This window comes from Luteimonas yindakuii, from assembly GCF_004803715.2.
GTDB classification, from domain to species: Bacteria; Pseudomonadota; Gammaproteobacteria; order Xanthomonadales; family Xanthomonadaceae; genus Luteimonas; species Luteimonas yindakuii.
On record NZ_CP039383.2, the window covers coordinates 544677 to 561575 of the forward strand.

A 16899-nucleotide genomic window follows, 5' to 3' on the forward strand; every position below is an offset into this window, starting at 1 on the left:
GCGGGGCCTAGCAGTTACGCTTGTTCTGTGGCCGAGACATCACCTTGTCCGAACGCGACGTAAGGAGAAATTTTCGAATGATCCGGCCACTTGCGTTTCTTCTTGGATTTTCCGTCTTGACTGCCTGCAGCTTCGACTCCACACCGTCTCCAAGTCCCGGTGTCGCGAAAGAATCTGACCGCGAGGAAGTGCGCCGAGATGGCTTAGCACATAGTGCTGGCTTGGGTTCGCAATCCCTTGCCCAGCAGTCTGTCCGCACGGGAACCTCCACCGCAACGTCTTGGCGAGAGCAGCTTGCGGCATTACCGCAAGAAGAAGCGCGGCACCTGAGCGAAAAGAACACCAACTACTTCGGAGCGCTTGCCTATAAGAGCGTCGAAGAGCGCGAGTTGCTGAAAAGGATCGGCATTCCATTGCCGGATGACTTTCTAACTGCCCGGCGCTTGGCCGTCGAAGAGTTGAAGTCGGGCGCAGAGAGGGGTGACCTGACGGCCAAATTGATCTACATCGATCGCCTGATTGATGAAGCGCAGCGCAAAACCACGACTCAGGACGGCATTGCCGGAGAGGAAGCGAACGCGCTCGCTGCACAAGCTTCATTCGAGCTCGGAAAGATCAAAGGGCGATCGAACAGTGCATTTATCCCGTACTTGGATGCGCGCTTGTTCTCGAGCGGACCTCCGAAGCCGGAGTACGTGACAGGCGCCATGTTGGCGGCGTTTGATCGCGGGGACACACGAGCGATCGGTCTTCTTGAGCCCTACGCGCGCGAGCATCCAGATGTTGACGCTATGGGCGTGGCTTACTACTTCGCGACGATGAAGGCGGATTCGGAAGTTGGTCACTAGTTAGGGCAGCGTTAGTAGCAGATCTGTCCTGCGCGGCCCTGGCGGCTTGCATGAGATCGTCGCGGAGATCCCCGGCCCAGCAGAGGCTGCGGGGTCGAGTTTTGACATGGAGGCAGCTCCGTAGTTGCTCGGAGCTAATAGGCCCGCCGTTGCCCAGATGTTCGCGGCAGGCGCTGTCGTCAGCTGGCGTACGCGATGTCCACGCTGGGACGCCCTGAGGCACTGACGGAGTTCAGCCGGGGCGCACGGCACCCCGGCAAGAGGGCCATCAGACCGGAGAAGCCTCGAGCGACCCGTCGAGAACGTCGTGCAGGATGTCCGCGACAGCGACGTCGATCGCGGATGCGTCAGGCAGTCGGATCTGCGAACGGGCGCGAGCCATCTCTTCGCACTTCGGTTCAAACGCTGATCGGATGAATGAAGATCGATCCGTCGCCGCATACAGGTCGCGCAGGAATCCGGTGCGAACGTTCTTGCTCACGTGGTCAACCAGTTCGCCCATCTCTTCCGCGCTGAGCATGTACTCGTAGGCGAGCTGAGAAATTTCTTCCTGAATCAATGGCATGAGCTTCACGGAATCGTCGTCGACGACGAGGTCCATCGCCTTCTTCGAGGCGACGGCGCCGATGGTTCCACCCGTAAGGGATCCAACGATGCCGCCGACCACGCCACCGACTGCGGTGCCAATCAACGGGACCGCCGACCCAACAGCTGCACCCGCGGCTGCTCCGGCAATCCAGCCACCTGTGCCGCCAACAACACTCGTGGAGTTGACCGCAAGGTTCTTTCCAAGCTGTTTCCAAGACATGCTCTTGGCAAAACTAGCCCGGTAGAGGTCCGGTGTCGTCATGACCGCGGTGACCACCACAGAGGTGACGACGTTGCTACGCATCAGCTTAGCGACGTGATTACGTGCCGCTGCGCCATACACACTCTTGCCAAGGCTGGCAGCAGCGATCTTTTCGATGATCACCTTACCGAACTGCGTCGATTGGACAGACTTGACGGCATCCCTGGCGAGCACGACGCCGACTGCCGCAGCCTTTGTGCGCAGCACCTGTGAGGTCGCGATACCGGCAGTGAACGCAAGCGTTCCAGAACCGAGACCGTTGAATGTCGCCTCCTTGAGCGCAGCCTCAGTTTCTACACCGTTCCACTTCAGCTGCGCGTAATGGATCGCGAAAGAGAGACCCACGGCTAACCCTGCACCCACGGCATGGGTCTTTGCGTCGAAGATGAGCCCGTCAATGGTGCCGGCACGAGCAATGTTGCGTGCCTGGGCATAGCTGACGCTGCCTTTCTTGACGATCTCCTCCGCCTGGGCGGGGTCTGTGACGCCTGGAACCTTTCCGGCTGCGATCTTCGCGCGCATGCGCTCCAGGCACGTGTCGTATTGATCGGCCGGGACTTCAAGACGTTGGCCGTTGTAGCGGTAGACGCCTTCGCTGTTGAACGCCGACTCCATCGTGCGTGTCGCGGAATCGTAATACTTGGTCTGAACGGCAACGCCGTCCACGATCCGATCCGGACCGTTGAGGGTGTTGGATGTCCCGACCGCTTCAACGGTGCGACCCCTCATCCTATCGGCGAGGATGTTTGCCTCTTCTGCAGCGAATCCGGTCCCACCCTTTGTATGGAACTTGTTGATCTGCGTGAGCTCGATACCCGTTGCGATAACAGGTGCCACGACATGGTTGAGATCAACATGGGCAGCCCCGTGTTTCTCTGTAAACCGCCTTTCTCGAGCGGCTTGGGCACGCGTTGGGGTTGCGGGTGCCGGAACGTTGTCCGGGTTGATATGAGCCATCCGGCGGTCCCGTGCCTTGCGTCTTGCTTCAGCGTCCATGATTTCCCCTGGTAAATATCAGATGGATCTACGAATGGGCGGTGCCCCGATCGAATCATCGCACCCCGGAAGTAGGGATTTCCCTGACACTCCCCGCCCAGAAAGCCCGGCAGCGATGGAGCTCATCCAGTTGGGCATCGGCAGGTCCACCCTCAGTGCGGCCACGCCGCCCATGATGGCAATGAAACCACACAGGAGGCTTTCAAGAATCCCTTGGTCTTCCAGTCGCTGTAACTGCCCGCGGCAGCATCTGCTCGCGCCCGTACGTCGCGGTACGAAATCTAGAACAGGAAGGCCGTGCCCAGACAGGGCAGGATCGCGAGGTTAATGCGCCGCTCGGAGGCGAAACTACTCGGGGCGTGAACTTCGCGTGTCAATTCGGTTATGCGTTTTCTCCCTGAGCACCTCAGGGCTGCGCTCTGCGTGGAATCTAACGGTGTGTAACAACAGTAGGAGCTCTTGAACACATCTGGGAGTCACCCGAGCCGGAGTGCCCACGATCCATTCGCTGGCTATGCGGTCTACTCTAGCCGAGAAGCGGTTCTTCTGGATATTTGCATCAAAGAGGTCGATCAGCTCTTCAATGATCTGCTTGCATGCCACTTCATCATCGTTGCGGAGGAATGGCGGCGCCAGACCTGAGTGCTTAAAGCTGTCTCCCAGCGCCCGCAGGCGCACGGCATAGTGTTCCAACGCTGTCAAGAAGACTTCGGAATGTCTGGACATGAGCGCTACTACTAGGTTAGGCCGAATCTCGGCGGGTAGCTGGCCATACAGCAATCTCTTTCTGACAAGCGGGCCACATAGCGATGCAAGTTCGGCTCGCACGAGAAAATGAGGGATTCCCCAGCTAAGTAAAGCTGCTCAGCATCGAATGCCATCATTGGCAGGAAGCGCCGTACGAAATTGCTAGGCCCTGTCTCGCTGTGATTTGGCATAAGCAATGGCATCAGCGAGGCGCTCATAGCGGTACCCGCCGTACTCAAATTGTTGCCCATTGAAGGAGACACCGTACTCATCTGCCAGGGTTAAATCACCTCTAGTCTGTATAGCCGGCGGGACAAAAGTTTCAACCTTGTCCAAAGAAATGCATATGACCCCAGACTCAAGCGTGTGCACTCGTAAGAACGGTTCTGCGTTGTGCACGTAGGCTTGGAACGTTCCGTCTGAACCCCGGGCCAGGCCTCGCCAGGAACTGGGCGACGGCACGTCAATACCATCAATGTCTTTTACCGGAATGAAGGCGCCTGACCGCGCTGATGTTGCAGCGAGCTTTGCGGCCTCCTGCAAGTCTTGAAGCGCAGCCTTTGCCGTGGAGCTCGAGATAAGGCTCTCGATGATTCCTAGGCCAGCCGCACCTCCTATGGCCCAGCCAGGTGATCCCCAGAATCCAATGCCGGTAGAGAAGCCCTTGAGTCCATCGGCAGCGTTTAGGCGAAGGGCATCTGACCGGCGCAAAGGCGCTTCGAGGCATAGGAATACTTCTGAAATCGTGAAGGAGGCCCCGGACGCAAGCCCAACTTTAAGACTAGGGGTCGTCATCTGTGACTCACTGCGGTTGTGGTTCAAGCCTAGCGCGGACCTAAGACAACCCGCAGAGCGCGGGCACTCAGAGCTTGAGTTCATACTCAGCCTAGAGAATGCAGCTAGTCCCCGCACCCGATTTCATCGGGAGCCACCGTGGTATTAAATTCATCTGGCTTCGTGGCCACCAGGTTCAAGGCCAGCATTCGAGCAAGGTGGGTTTGGGCGCCAACGGTATTGTCACACCACGTTGCATCAGAAGTTCCGTGTCCCAAGCGAATGTGCGTGTTGCCGATTGAGTTTCCATTAGACAGCTCCCTGGTCCTGGTCTGATTATCGTTATCCAGAGAGTAAGCTATTGCCGCCTGTGCAGCTGAACCGTAAGTCACGTAGAAAGTATCGCTATAAATAGTTCGTTTGACAGTTCGGCTCCCGATCGGGGATCTGGATGTGGAAGATTCACTGCAATCCACGCCTCCTACGAACAAGCTCGGCCTACAGCGCACACCAGTTGACCGGGATGAATAGAGGGTTTGTTCGCTATCGTACTCTCGTGAACCTTGGTTTTTTCCTATGACAAATAAATAGTCGAAGTCTTCACGAATCATTTCGACAAAATCAGTCACATCACCTCGTCCGATGAAGCGCAGTTGCGTCAAGGGGAAGTTTGATCTCCATTCGTCAAAAATCGCTTCGGCAATAGGATATGTTTTTCCGTCGGGAGTCTTTTCAAGGGTTGTTACGAGAATGCGGGTCGAAGCAGGGTCAGCATTCTTCAGCTCCTGGGCCGCTTCGAAATCATAGACAACCCGGCCACGAGTCAGGCGCACACCGAATTCTTCCTCGTCCAACTCCAGAATTGGATCCTCAGCCACGCTTCCTTTTCTGGCTTCTAATTCCCAAGGAGTCAGAGATAGGACAGCAAATAGGAAGAGTGCGAATCTAAATGTGCTCACGAGTTGCCCCCGGGTTTGCGACTATGGTCAATAGTGATATCGGCTGCTCGGCTAGCCTCTACAGTGCCCATGCTGCTTGGGGCCTAACACCTTATCCCTACGGGCGGGGGCGCCCGGACGTGGTGCGCGTCGGGCACCACCTCGGCGCTGGCGCCACCGAAACTCAGCAGGGGCCGCACGCCGGATCTCCCGCCTTGCGCCCGAAAAACCGATCGACGTCGCCTCGAACTGATAAGCGTGGGCCTCCAGCGAGACGCTCTCGGCCAGTCGACTGTATCGGAGAACGGGCATGGCGGCAGCGGGGATTGACGTAAGCAAGGCCAGTCCGGATCTCGCCTTGCATGGGCATCTGGGCGTGGTGAGGTTTCCCAATACCGTGCAGAGGTCGCACGGCGGCTGGTGAACGACTCCAGGCTCTCAGCGCCACCCGGATCGTGGTCGAAGCGACGGGTAATTACGAAGAGCCGCTGCTTGAGCCTACCGCGATCCGACCTGTGGATTGCCCGCGTCGACCTGCGGCAGGCCCACGCTTTCGCGAGCGCAGCCGGCGAGCTGGCCAAGACTGACGACATCGACGCTTGGATGTTGGCATTGGTGGTCCGGCTGTTCGCTGATCGCTCGCGGCCCTACGTAGCACCGCCCGGGTGGCAGCGAGAACTGCGCGACTAGGTGGTGGTGTTAAGGCACTTGGCGTCTTCGGCGCTCTATGCCGCCGTACTTGTCCCGCCAAATGTAGAACTTAGACGGGCTAAAGTCGTGCTGCCGAGCCCAACTCCGACACGGCCACGCCGGCCTCGGCCTGCTTGATGAAGCCGATGATCTGTTCCGCGATGAAGCGACGCTTGTGCATGTCCGTCCTCTCTGGGTGATGGACTCACCCTATCTTGGTGGGTACGACTCGGTGGCAGGTCAAGCACCGCACCGGTGACACGGCTGATCGGGTCGGGCGACACATCGACGTCGTAGATCTGCGCAAAGTCGCCTTGGATCACACGCACGCTATGCTGCGCGCGCGCATCGACATGATCTTCTCGTCGAAGCCGGCACATCACCTGAAATGCTTGGGAAACAGTTTCTCTCTAGCGAGCCGGCGATCGCGTGGTATGTCCGAGGGGACCGCGCCTCGCCGGTCAGCCCTTGACCATACAGATGGTCCTCAGAGTAGTCTGGTGCTTGCGCGAACCAAGCCCTCAATCACCGCAAGAGACTCTTCTCGTGAGATCAGGGGGGTGTCCGGGAAGACAGCACTGACGGCGGTGGCAACATAAGGCGCGCGTGACATTCCGCCGGTCACATAGATTCGCTGCGGCTCTTCGTCGATTTCCGTACGCGCTGAAGAAAGAAGTGTGCGTAAGGGTCGCAGGAGCTCCGACGCAGCGTTCAGCAGTCGGCCTTGGTCTATCTCAGCTTGCAGCCCTTGTTCGATATAGCTCAATCGTAGGGACGCGCTTTCCGAATCACTCAGGAAAATCTTTGTGCGCTCAACGGCCCGATTGAGGCGGACGGTAGCTCCAGACGCCTGTAGCCGGCCAACGCGGTGACGATAAGGTTCTTCGAGGCCGGAAAAGCTCGCTTTGATGAAATCTCTTTGACGATGCTGGTCGTGAACCGCGGCTGCGTTATAGAAGTGATGGACCGGCGTACGCGTAACTCCTTTGCCAAAGAGGGGCATGAACTCTTGTAAATTCAGATGCAGATCGACATCGGTGCCGCCAACCGGCGAGCCCCAAGATTTGTGGATCTTCGGCGCAGTGTCGTCTCCGCCCACGTCAGCTAATGAGATGTCGGATGTACCGCCGCCAACGTCTACAATCAGCGCGAGATGCTTGTCCGAGCTTGTCTCGTGGAACGCCCATGCAGCAGCTACTGGCTCCTCCAAGAAGTCGACCTGTTCAAAACCAGCTGCAGTCGCTGCGTTGGTGAGTAACCGAACGGCTTGTTGGTTTCCACCCTCTCCCATGGAGCTGCGAAACCGCACCGGACGTCCCAAAAGCACTGACGTCGCCGGCGATCCGAACTGAGCGCAAGCTTGCGTCCGTATGTGGGCAAGAATTCGGGTAGTTATGCCCAACAGGACAGAGTGAGCATCCCCATGCAATCGGAATCCCAGTAGAGACTTTGGTGATTGCACAAGACGGCCACCATGTTCACTGATGTAGGCTTCGATTGCTTCCTCGCCGAACACAGCGGCATCCAGATTGAGCTTGGTTTCCATAGATGCTCGCTGTGCAAGCCAATCTCTGCGAACTGTCGCCTCTGCTTCCTTTCGAATCTCGTCCATTGATCGCTCAACCACGCTCCTCCTAAAGGGCTCGCCACTTGTCGACGCTTGATTAATCTGCTCGCGGCTCCTAGCTTGGTCGTTGAGCGATGTACGAACGTGAGCCTCAACGTGACGCTCCAATTCGGGTGTGAGCTCGAAACAATCTGCGTTCGGCAAATATCTGGGAAAGAAAGCAGCCGTACGAAACTGAGGCTCGTCGCCGAACCGAACGAGTTCGACCCGTCCGTCCACCATGGCCCCTGCTGCGGAATAGCTGGTCCCGAAGTCGACCCCGATGCGCATGCGTGTCCCGGTGTTTAGCTGGCGTCTCCGACAGCCGGTGAAGACTATTGAGCAGGCTGAGCCCTCTAGTGCGCCTACAGTCAGCGGAGTCGGGTAGGTCACAGAAGAAGAAAGTAGAACTACTGCGTCGTTTATCACATCCTGACTGTGCATGCCCGCCGAAGGCACGATCAGGTGCCGGCATTTGCGGACTGGCCGGTGGCGGCCCACCTCAGGCTCGGGGTCGTCCGAGATCGCGGCCAAGGAGGCGCGCGACCAGCATCGGCTCGCGGATGCGCGGCTCGAACTCGAGGATCGTTTCTCCCCGTCGACGACGACGTGCTCGTGGAAACTGTCAGCGATCATGAGCCCGTGGTGCCGGCCGAACTAGCCGCGCCAGAAGCCCTCGAGGTTGTCGCGCCTGGCGTTTTAGGTGCCTTGGAACTTCGTATCGTATACGGATGGCTTGCCGGCGGGGCGGCACCGGAAGCGCATGAGCTTCACGACGCAGAGCCCACCCTCCGAGACGAGCACGGGGCCATAGCCGCCGGGGAACACCCGATGGTCTATGGGGCTCGGCTTGCCCTTGAGTACATCCAGACGTTGCTGTGCCGCGGCGACCATGTTGGTCCCGATGCGCACGTTCTCGCGCGCGTTCTTCGTTTCCTTCACCTTCAGGGCGCGCTCCGCATCGGCAACCCGGTGACGCTGGTCGAAGAGCTTCTGCGTGAGCTTGTCGGTCTCCCAGGCGTCTCGGCGGCGGATCATCTCCGCCAGTTCGCCTGGGCCGTGCTCGAGGATGTCGCATTCGGCGGCGCGCGGCACCTTTTCGTGGCATGGCTCCTTGCCTTCCTGCCGCCAGTAGATGCGGATATAAGAATCGAGATCCATATCCGCCCCAGTTCCGCGGCGGAACTTGGAGAACTCGGCGTGGACCTAGGCGGAGTAGCACAAGGGCGGGAGAATAACGCCGGCCTTGTCCCCACGGTATGAGACCGACGCCTTGGCGGAAGCGCCGCAACGACCGTTGCGGACTCGTCCCGCGTAGCGGTGCAAATACCGTAGCGCGCTGCGCTCGAGTAAGGATGACGACGGCGGCCATCCGGGCACGGGCTTGGTGGAGACTGGAGGCTAGGAGCTCCTACACATACGCGCCGCTCCAGATAGCCCCGAAAACCCGTCGCACAGACTCATACCCCTCCGCCGTGGACATCAGGTCGCAGGGCCGCTGCCAGCCCAGCGCACCCTGTGGGCGTGCAACCCAATCCCGCAGCAGCTCTCAGGGTCAAATCTTGGGCCATCCCTCCAGTTCCTGCCGGCTTTCCAAGTTCTTGATGAGTTCGGCAAAGCTCCGTTCGAACGTCGGATGCATGCAGTGCTACCCCCTGTGATCGAGCGATATCTGTTCGCAGCTGGTTGCTCGTTCGGGCCTGAGGGCACTGGCCGCAGGCGACAGCTTTCCTAACTAGGCGTGCCTGGCTGCTCGCACGACTCTTGGCGCAGCATATGGACTGAAAGTCTGGGAACAGATCTTCCAGGACATGCTTGATGGTCTTGCTCTCCGCTCGCTCCGCAAGCGGCTCGCATCCGTCGGATCCTCTCTCTTGCCAGGCTCTCTCCTTAGGTGTCTGCCCCCAGCGCTGTAAGCGTGGCTAGGAGCAGTGCAGGGTGCGCGCCAACAGCATGGGGACTAACGCAGACAGCGCGAGAGCGGGATGCCCGGCCGCGGCTCGAACCACTGTGACGCGGGACACGCGAGCGCCAATGGCGAGGTCGGCCTACGTGAGCGCCCGGCGTCGCCGAGTGCGGCAGAGGAGCTCGCCGACCTTGGCGAAAGCGGCCTCCTTGTGATCGAGCGGCCTCAGGTGTGGGGGGCGCACCGATATTTATGCTTTTAAAGGCGAACAGGTTTCCGTTCACCACTACGGTGATGGGTATGGCCTCGTCGGCCTCTTATCAAATGCTCGCAGCGGAAACCGAATCTCTATGCCACTTCTCCACCCGGCAAAAACCCATGTTTCACCCTCGTCCGCGTACATATCCCAGCACCCGTATTCGCGAACCCCATCCCCCGTCCAAAGCACCGCTAGCCCGTTTCCTGACTCGGCTGTACACCTCGCCATGCTGTTCTCATCGGGGACAAGTAGTTCTAGCAGAGCCCCACGGCCGATATACAGCGTTAGCGCTTCTGGGCGCCAATCTCCGTCCGAGTGGAGATAGCTAAACCTAGCGTGGGACCTGCCTTTGAAGTCGTAAAACTGGATCGGGATAAGTGGGCGCTCGTCCCGGGAGGTCCTAGGACGCGCTACGACTTGTCGATCGAGCTCTCGGGAATATCTTTCCACACCCTCATCAATTGTTGCATTGATAGCGTCCATGTCTAACGAACGACCCTGACCCAATGCTGTGCAGACGGTCATTGCTAAAGCTGCAAATAAAAGAGCCCCGCCTATCTGCCATTTCATAGATGCACCATCCTACGATGGGATTAGAGATTGAACCAGATCTCTGGTCTGGGGACCAGTGACCCGACTTGGCGGTGGTGATGGACCTGTACTCACGGCCAGTGGTCGGCTGGCAGATGCGGGGAGAGCGGACCACGGGCCGGGGCAATTAGTGACCCCCCTAAAGTGCTGGACGTCCGGAACCCTTTATATGAGGCCTAACACTATTCTCCAGGTAACTCATCTGCAGCTCTTGCGAGTGGCAAAGGGTTCTGGGACCAGGTCTTGGCATGGAAGACACTCCTGATGGTTAGATCAGGGTGTCCACTGAACCGAAGGAACTACCGCGTCGGCTTCAACGAATTGTTATGTTCGCTTGAGATCAACTAAAGCCTGCTTTAGCAAGTCTGATAAGGCGCGTTGATGGGCGCCCAATTCGGCCTGGTAGAACTCAAACTTGGGCTCGCTATCGTAATCAAGTTGCTTGCGACTTCGCAGATCTTCCAGCAAGCCAACCGAATCTTGAGAAATAAATAAGGCTCCAATATCCGTTGCCCTACTCAAAGCAGCGGATGCCTTGATGTACTCCAAATAGAGATCCTTCTCTCTCTCATCGGAAAGGCCAGTTCCTTGGCCGTAATCTTCTTTGTGCACTCGGAAGTATGCGATCTTGTCGTAAAGCGCATTGATGATTTCTTCATATGCTTGTTCGCGACGTGTAATTTGAGATCTGTAGCTCTCCAGCCGGACAGCATAGTCGTGCCTTATAGACTCACGTAGTCTTTCAAGTATCCAATTCTTGCCAATGAAGATAAGCAGCGCAACCAAGCTTACGCTAGTTATCGAGCTGAGCAATGCTATCGCTATTGATTCCATATGCGTCTAGACATAACACACAGGTTAAGCCGAGACGCGTAGTGGAGCGAAGCGGCTTGGGCTTGAACGCATCGTTAGGCCGTTGCTGACCACTAGTTTGCGAACACTATTAAGACAACAATTGCCACGACTGGCAAGAACACCAACCATGCAACATCCTTCAATGCCTTAGCGCCACGATCTAGGTCAGAGAGACCATCATCGATTGGCTGTTCCGGAGGTGCTGGCTTGAGCTTGGGTCGACTTCTGCGTTCTTGTCTAATCTCTCCGGCTCGTAGCTGAATGTACAGAGCTTCGCCGCGCTTCTCGTCCCCATATGAGAGGGAAATTGCCTTCACCAGCAATGGCTTATCGATCCTGCCGCGCGACACTTCCTCAGCTGCCAATCCGAAAAACTCTTTGTCCACGCTGAGATGCTCCTTGGAGGCCTAACACCTATTCGAACAGATTGGGGTGTAACCCCCGTTCCGTAACCCTATCGTTTCGCTGTCCGGCCTTCGGGCTTTGCCTACAATAACAATGGGTTGCGACGGAGGCCGGTGCCTAATCCCGGTGTAATCTTGGTGCCGGATCGTGACGGGCGGGGAAGGACGCTACCACCGGCGGGATTTTGGAACAACGCGCAGCAGAAGGGGGGGGCGCTGGCCATGCCTGTTCATGCAATTACTAACTGACAGCGCTTTTGCTCTGGCGTAGCCTCTGCTCCCCGCGTCTCACCCGTGCGAACAGGATGCAGTCCATGCTGGCGCACCGCCTACCGAACCCCCCGACACTGATCGGTCGATTGGCTGAGTTCTCGAGCTTGGCGTTGCCCTCGCTGCGTCAACGTGTGGCCTGTGGCTTCCCCTCCCCGGCGGAAGACTTCTTCACCGAAGAGGACCGACTGGATCTCAACCAGAAGCTGGTGACCAACCCGGCGGCGACATTCTTGGCCTGGGCAGACACCGGCGGGTCGATGGTCGACTTTGGCATCCATGACGGGGATCTGCTTGTCATTGACCGTTCCATCCGACCTCGGAGCGGCCATACCGTCCTTGTTCTGTGGGAAGGCGGTTTCATGGTCAAGAAGCTGGACGTCCGCGCTGGGCGCATACGGTTGCTGGCCAGCCAGGGCGTGCAGCCGATTGTTGTCGGTGAAGGTGTGGAACTGGACGTCTGGGGCGTAGTTCGCTGGTCGCTGACGAAGCACGCCTGAGTCCGCCGTCGGCGCTTCCGGACACTCAAACACCGAACGCCCCCGAAGGGGCGCCGGCGGCTTATCGGCGTGTCAGGGAGGGGAGCCCCTTGTCCTATGGACGTTGCCAGAACCGCCATCCCAGTGTCCTCAAGGTGCCGCACGGAAGGGATCAGCGAAGTGCGACCGCGTCTGTAGGGATTCCCCGACGTCTCAGGTCTTGAGCGCCGAGCGGCGTACGGTTGCCGCCTTTCCCGGAAACTTATGACATGACGACTGCGGACGAATGGCGAGCCTGGCTTGGACCGTTGGAGGGCGAGCGCTGGCCGATGCGGTGCGACCTGGTCCTGACTAAGCACGACGTACTGAAGCTGCGCGAAGGGTTGTGGCCTCAGGGCATGGACGACCGTTGGGTCGTGTGGCTGGACGGCGCGGTTCTGCGCTGCTGGCGTTCCTGGACGCGAACCTGCGTGTACGAGGGCCAGGTTCTGCTGGCCGACGATGGCTCCGGCATTGTGTCCGTGCTCGATGTACTTGATGAGCCTCAGCAATACAGCCGGGCGTCGTCCGAGGCAGGAGAGCTGGAACGCTTCGAGGGTGTCGTCGGCCTGGCCCTGGTCCCGCAGTTCGCGTGATGTACGGCCTGATCGACGGCAACAACTTCTATGTGTCATGCGAGCGGGTGTTTGACCCCTCGCTACGCGGCAAGCCTACGGTCGTGCTGGGTAACGCTGATGGCTGCGCAATTGCCATTTCGACGGAAGCCAAGACCCTCGGAGTGAAGATGGGTACGCCGATCTTCCTGGTTCCCGCCACCGTTCGAAAGCAGCTTCAGGTTCGCTCCGCAAACTTTGCGCTGTACGGCGACCTGTCAGGACGAATCGTGTCGATCTTGCGAGACCTCTTTCCCAGGGTAGAGGTGTACTCCATCGATGAGAACTTCGTAGATGTCGCCGGGATCAGAGGCGTGGAAAAGCTGGCGCTCGAGGCGCGCGAGCGGATCCTCCAGTGGGTCGGCATTCCCTGCTGCGTAGGATTGGGCGCCACTCGCACCTTGGCCAAGGCTGGCAACAAGCTGGCGAAGGATCAGTCCAAGAGGGCGCTGCGCGCCGGTCGGCTGGCGGTCTTCCATGCCACGCCAGACAACGTCGAGCGACTAGCGGTCGAGGATGTCTGGGGCGTTGGCTCTCGCTACGCGGCGCGCCTTTATGCAGAGGGAGTGCAGACCGCCGCCGACCTCGTCGCGCTGCCCGAGCACCACGTCCGCGCCCGCTATGGCGTGGTTTTGGCCCGGACGCACAACGAACTGCGGGGGATTCGTTGTACGGATCTTGAGCTCGAGGAGCCCGACCGCAAGCAGATTGTGGTGAGCCGCACCTTTGGGCGGGATGTCGAGGACCCACTGGACGCTTTGGCCACGTTCGCAACCGTAGCCTGCGAGCGGATGCGAGGCCGGGGGATGGCCGCAGGCGCAATGTGGGTGTGGCTGACGGGCAACCCACACAAGGGCGACAACTTCCACGTCTCGAGAGCGTCACCCTTGGCATTCCCCACGCAGGACACGGGCGAGGTCATCCGTGCAGCGCATTTGTTGGCGAGATCAATGATGACGAGTGGGCAGGCCTACAAGAAAGCGGGTGTCGGCTTGACGGAGCTGGTTCGCGCGGAAGAGCGCCAGGCTGACCTGTTTTCCGTCCCAGACGAGAGGCGCGAGAGATGCATGGCGGTCATGGACCAGATCAACGCCAAATGGGGGCGTGGAACCATGGGGGTTGGGACGTCCGGATGGAAGGTTGGCGGGGCTAGGCCAGGAGAGGTGCGTGCCTGTAGAGAGGGTCAATGGCGGCCGACGCTCAAGTCGTTGTCGCCGGCTTACACGACCAAATGGACGGATCTGCTTCGCGTTCGTTGAGCCAGTTTGGCCGTGGGAAGCACTGGACGGTCCGTAGGTCACGCCGGGCTTAAAGGCGGAGCTTTCTCGCTTGACAGGCTGGAAGATGGGCCCGAGGCTCGCCGGCATGAAAATCGATGTCGATAAGATGAGCCTGAAGGAGCTCAACTCTTTCCTGGCGGCGGCCCAGCGTCGGAAGAAGCTGCTGTCGAACCGACGGCCGATCGGGGCCGTCCGCAGGGACGTAATCGCGCTTGCTGCCTCTCACGGTTACGCGATAGAGGAGCTCTTCGACGCCGGGATGGCTTTACGTGCTGACAAACCGGCGCGGAAGCGGAAACTACCGCCCGTAGCGGCTAAGTATCGCGACCCAGAGAACAAGCGGAACACATGGTCGGGCCGTGGACGCATGCCGCGCTGGCTGGCTGAACGGATGAAACGAGGTCAGAGCGTTGCCGACTTCCTCATCCCCGGACTGGGTCGACCGACTGCGAAAAAGGGCGGTTCGATTGGTAAGCGATCCGTCTTTAGGCAGGATTGAGGACAGGCGCTCTGTGGACCACAACTCGTGATGCCCGAGCACATACTCGATTACTACTGAAGGCTGAGATGGCCGATAGAGCTGCCTTCGCGGCAAGTGCTTCCGGCATGCAAACTTGGCAGCCGCGTTCCTGTTTGCAACATCGCTTGACCCGTATCGGCTCGCTTCCAGTATCAGCTTGGTGCAACGGCTTTGGGGACGCTATGGAATGGCTTAAGGCCGGCAAGAAGGTGCTGAAGAATGCGGCCGACGCGACGTACAGCGCATCGAAGGTAGTAGCAAGACATCAGGAAAAGATCGCGAACGCGACATGTTCAGCAGTTGAGGCTGCCGGCGGGGCGATCGAGTCTGCGGGCCTGGTCGCCAGCAAAGCAGGACAGGCCACCTCAGTTCGGCTACGAAAGCATGCGACGGGATCAGGGTATGCGCTCGTCAAAGTTGCGGCGGAGGTAGGCGCTCTCGTAGGGCACGGTGTCGATGTTGCCGGTGCCGGTGTGAGGGTGACTGGAAAGCTGGCCAGAAGGACCGGGGGAGCAGTGGGAGCCACGACAGGCGGCGTTGTGCTGGGTGGTGCATCGATTGCGTCTGAACTCGTCGACAGCGTTGCGATCGCAGATCGTGATATCAAAGCCATTCGCGCGGAAATCGCATCGTACGGCGCACAGATTCGTGCTGAATCCGAGCGTCTTGAGCAGTTGATTACGCATGGGCAACGGGAAAGGCGGCGAGGCGAACTGCTGGACCTGCTGGTTGTCGGTGGGGTGTCGCTGGCCTTCGCTTTGGAGAACCCGGCGGACGTTCCCATAGAGGTCGTGCGGGCTTATGAGCTCGCGTACCCAAACCTGGCCGCGAAGGAGAGCTTCATCGAAGTAGTCGAGAGGCTCGGCCCGGACGAATTGCCAGGGTTCGTGTCCGGTGTCAAAGGCAAGCTGTTTGAGCTGGAACTGATCGAGCACTTCAACAGCGGCGGGCTCCCGGAGGGACTTCACGCTGACTTGGCAGCGGGGCCAACTCAGCCGGGGTGGGATATCCGGATCCTTGATGATCAAGGGGAGGTGGTCGACCTGCTTCAGGCAAAGGCAACTTACGCAACGGGTTACGTCCTCCAGGCCCTCGAGCGCTATCCCGCCATCGACGTGGTGACGACCAGCGAGGTCCATGCGCAGTTGCTGGCGCTGGGAATCTCCGAAGGAGTAATTGATGGAGGCATCACTGTGGCCACCCTCCAGCAGGCGGTGCAAGGGGCCACCGATGGCGGGGTTGAGTTCGGCATAGGTGACCTCGTGCCATCTGCCTTGGGTCTAGCCGTGATCGGTCTATCTTTGCTGGTGGACAAGGACATGACTTGGACCGAGAGGGCGTCCAAGCTCGGCGAACGAGGGGCGCGACTCGGCGCGGCCAGCGCGGCTGCGAAAACTGCCATGGTCGTGTCCCAGGCGTGGTGGTTAGCTCTTGTGGTTGGGCTTGGGTCGAGCTGGCTCTCGCGAAAGGGGCGCATACGGCGAGAACAGTACGAAGCACTGAGCCAAGCGGCCGCTATCCTGCGTCGTCGTTTTCCGGAGTCGGATGCAGGTGAGTTCGTGACCTCGGCTACGCCGATATGATGGCGGAGACGCCACCATTGGAGGTGCCGGGATGGTTCGCACAGGACATCGGGATGATGTCGCAAAGACTGCGGATGATCCTGTGTTTTGTTGACCCCGCTGGTAGTGACGGGTCAGGGCCGCGGCCGGACGATCTGCGCCGGTTGATCACATCACTGGTGAACCAAGTGGACGGGTATGCGCGTGACGGCAAGCGGACGAGCAGCACTCTTGCTGAGGTCTCGCAGCTGGCCGTCTTGTATCAGGCGTTGTTCTCACAAGAACTCGCTGACTCCATAGTTCACGAGGAGATCCTGCCCGCAGAATACCTGCCTCCAGACGATCTGATCCATTCCATAGGCGCGAGAATAGGTGATCTTCTTCGAGCAGCGCTTGCTCGTCTCAAGCTGGACGCAGGCGAGATGATGAATAGATTCGAGGTCGGTTCGCTTCTACCAATCGCCCGCGACGGCGCTGAAGGGAAATTCATTCGTACTGGAGAGCTTTGCTTTGACCTTGAGGACGGCCGGCACATGGTCTCTGCGGGCGTTGCACGGGTCTACCTGGAAGCAAACGGATTCACTTTGACACGTCTGGTAGACACAACGCCGATCATGCCCTTGCGCTGAAGTGACTTGTTAGCCCAAGGGTTCCCTTTGATTGCTTTCCGC

General features: G+C 59.1%; 13 protein-coding genes and 1 pseudogene. 7 read left to right on the top strand and 7 right to left on the bottom strand.

Features of this window, described 5'->3' with window-relative positions; translation table 11 throughout:
* Positions 1-77 precede the first annotated feature (77 nt).
* Positions 78-848: a hypothetical protein gene (locus E5843_RS02465; protein ID WP_141065634.1), complete on the top strand. Its 771-nt coding sequence runs from the start codon at positions 78-80 to the stop codon at positions 846-848.
* 268 nt (positions 849-1116) lie between these two features.
* Here the strand turns inward: E5843_RS02465 and E5843_RS02470 are convergent, their stop codons facing one another.
* The 7 genes and pseudogenes from E5843_RS02470 to E5843_RS02495 form a co-directional block, all read right to left on the bottom strand.
* The gene (locus tag E5843_RS02470) at positions 1117-2694 is read right to left on the bottom strand and encodes a KTSC domain-containing protein (RefSeq protein ID WP_166815850.1); all 1578 of its coding nucleotides are present in this window, start codon (positions 2692-2694) and stop codon (positions 1117-1119) included.
* A 1646-nt stretch (positions 2695-4340) separates the two neighbouring features.
* Complete coding sequence (locus tag E5843_RS02475) at positions 4341-5093, bottom strand: hypothetical protein (RefSeq protein ID WP_136411717.1); 753 nt, start codon at positions 5091-5093, stop codon at positions 4341-4343.
* Positions 5094-5854: 761 nt separating this feature from the next.
* Positions 5855-6024, bottom strand: a pseudogene (locus tag E5843_RS14325) (transposase); the annotation flags it as partial.
* Between the two features lie 306 nt (positions 6025-6330).
* The gene (locus E5843_RS02480) at positions 6331-7740 is read right to left on the bottom strand and encodes an Hsp70 family protein (RefSeq protein ID WP_166815852.1); all 1410 of its coding nucleotides are present in this window, start codon (positions 7738-7740) and stop codon (positions 6331-6333) included.
* Between the two features lie 408 nt (positions 7741-8148).
* Positions 8149-8610, bottom strand: coding sequence for a hypothetical protein (locus tag E5843_RS02485; protein WP_136411719.1), 462 nt, complete (start codon positions 8608-8610; stop codon positions 8149-8151).
* A gap of 250 nt (positions 8611-8860) precedes the next feature.
* Positions 8861-8995 (bottom strand): antitoxin Xre/MbcA/ParS toxin-binding domain-containing protein, encoded by a 135-nt coding sequence (locus E5843_RS14560; RefSeq protein WP_136413006.1) that lies wholly within the window; start codon positions 8993-8995, stop codon positions 8861-8863.
* A 1534-nt stretch (positions 8996-10529) separates the two neighbouring features.
* Complete coding sequence (locus tag E5843_RS02495) at positions 10530-10991, bottom strand: hypothetical protein (RefSeq protein ID WP_136411720.1); 462 nt, start codon at positions 10989-10991, stop codon at positions 10530-10532.
* 787 nt (positions 10992-11778) lie between these two features.
* On the opposite strand from E5843_RS02495, the gene E5843_RS02500 reads away from it, so the two are divergent.
* The 6 genes from E5843_RS02500 (at position 11779) to E5843_RS02525 (ending at position 16857) form a co-directional block, all read left to right on the top strand.
* Entirely contained in the window at positions 11779-12234 is a 456-nt protein-coding gene (locus E5843_RS02500) for a LexA family protein (RefSeq protein WP_136411722.1), read from the top strand.
* 248 nt (positions 12235-12482) lie between these two features.
* Positions 12483-12848 (top strand): hypothetical protein, encoded by a 366-nt coding sequence (locus E5843_RS02505; protein ID WP_136411723.1) that lies wholly within the window; start codon positions 12483-12485, stop codon positions 12846-12848.
* On the top strand, positions 12848-14125 hold the full coding sequence (locus E5843_RS02510; protein ID WP_136411724.1) for a Y-family DNA polymerase: 1278 nt from the start codon (positions 12848-12850) through the stop codon (positions 14123-14125). The genes E5843_RS02505 and E5843_RS02510 overlap by 1 nt, the downstream gene beginning before the upstream one ends.
* 106 nt (positions 14126-14231) lie before the next feature.
* Complete coding sequence (locus E5843_RS02515) at positions 14232-14645, top strand: H-NS histone family protein (protein WP_136411725.1); 414 nt, start codon at positions 14232-14234, stop codon at positions 14643-14645.
* A 107-nt stretch (positions 14646-14752) separates the two neighbouring features.
* Positions 14753-16249: a hypothetical protein gene (locus E5843_RS02520; protein ID WP_166815856.1), complete on the top strand. Its 1497-nt coding sequence runs from the start codon at positions 14753-14755 to the stop codon at positions 16247-16249.
* Positions 16246-16857, top strand: a complete 612-nt coding sequence (locus E5843_RS02525; protein WP_136411727.1) for a hypothetical protein — start codon at positions 16246-16248, stop codon at positions 16855-16857. The genes E5843_RS02520 and E5843_RS02525 overlap by 4 nt, the downstream gene beginning before the upstream one ends.
* The last annotated feature ends 42 nt before the right edge of the window (positions 16858-16899 follow it).

What these genes read in the sequence shown, in the direction of transcription:
- E5843_RS02525 (WP_136411727.1), top strand. Translation starts at nt 16,246, where the DNA reads ATGATGGCGGAGACGCCACCATTGGAGGTGCCGGGATGGTTCGCACAG.
- E5843_RS02505 (WP_136411723.1), top strand. Translation starts at nt 12,483, where the DNA reads ATGACGACTGCGGACGAATGGCGAGCCTGGCTTGGACCGTTGGAGGGC.
- E5843_RS02520 (WP_166815856.1), top strand. Translation starts at nt 14,753, where the DNA reads ATGCAAACTTGGCAGCCGCGTTCCTGTTTGCAACATCGCTTGACCCGT.
- E5843_RS02470 (WP_166815850.1), bottom strand. Translation starts at nt 2,694, where the DNA reads ATGGACGCTGAAGCAAGACGCAAGGCACGGGACCGCCGGATGGCTCAT.
- E5843_RS02515 (WP_136411725.1), top strand. Translation starts at nt 14,232, where the DNA reads ATGAAAATCGATGTCGATAAGATGAGCCTGAAGGAGCTCAACTCTTTC.
- E5843_RS02500 (WP_136411722.1), top strand. Translation starts at nt 11,779, where the DNA reads ATGCTGGCGCACCGCCTACCGAACCCCCCGACACTGATCGGTCGATTG.
- E5843_RS02485 (WP_136411719.1), bottom strand. Translation starts at nt 8,610, where the DNA reads ATGGATCTCGATTCTTATATCCGCATCTACTGGCGGCAGGAAGGCAAG.
- E5843_RS02480 (WP_166815852.1), bottom strand. Translation starts at nt 7,740, where the DNA reads ATGCGCATCGGGGTCGACTTCGGGACCAGCTATTCCGCAGCAGGGGCC.
- E5843_RS02510 (WP_136411724.1), top strand. Translation starts at nt 12,848, where the DNA reads ATGTACGGCCTGATCGACGGCAACAACTTCTATGTGTCATGCGAGCGG.
- E5843_RS02465 (WP_141065634.1), top strand. Translation starts at nt 78, where the DNA reads ATGATCCGGCCACTTGCGTTTCTTCTTGGATTTTCCGTCTTGACTGCC.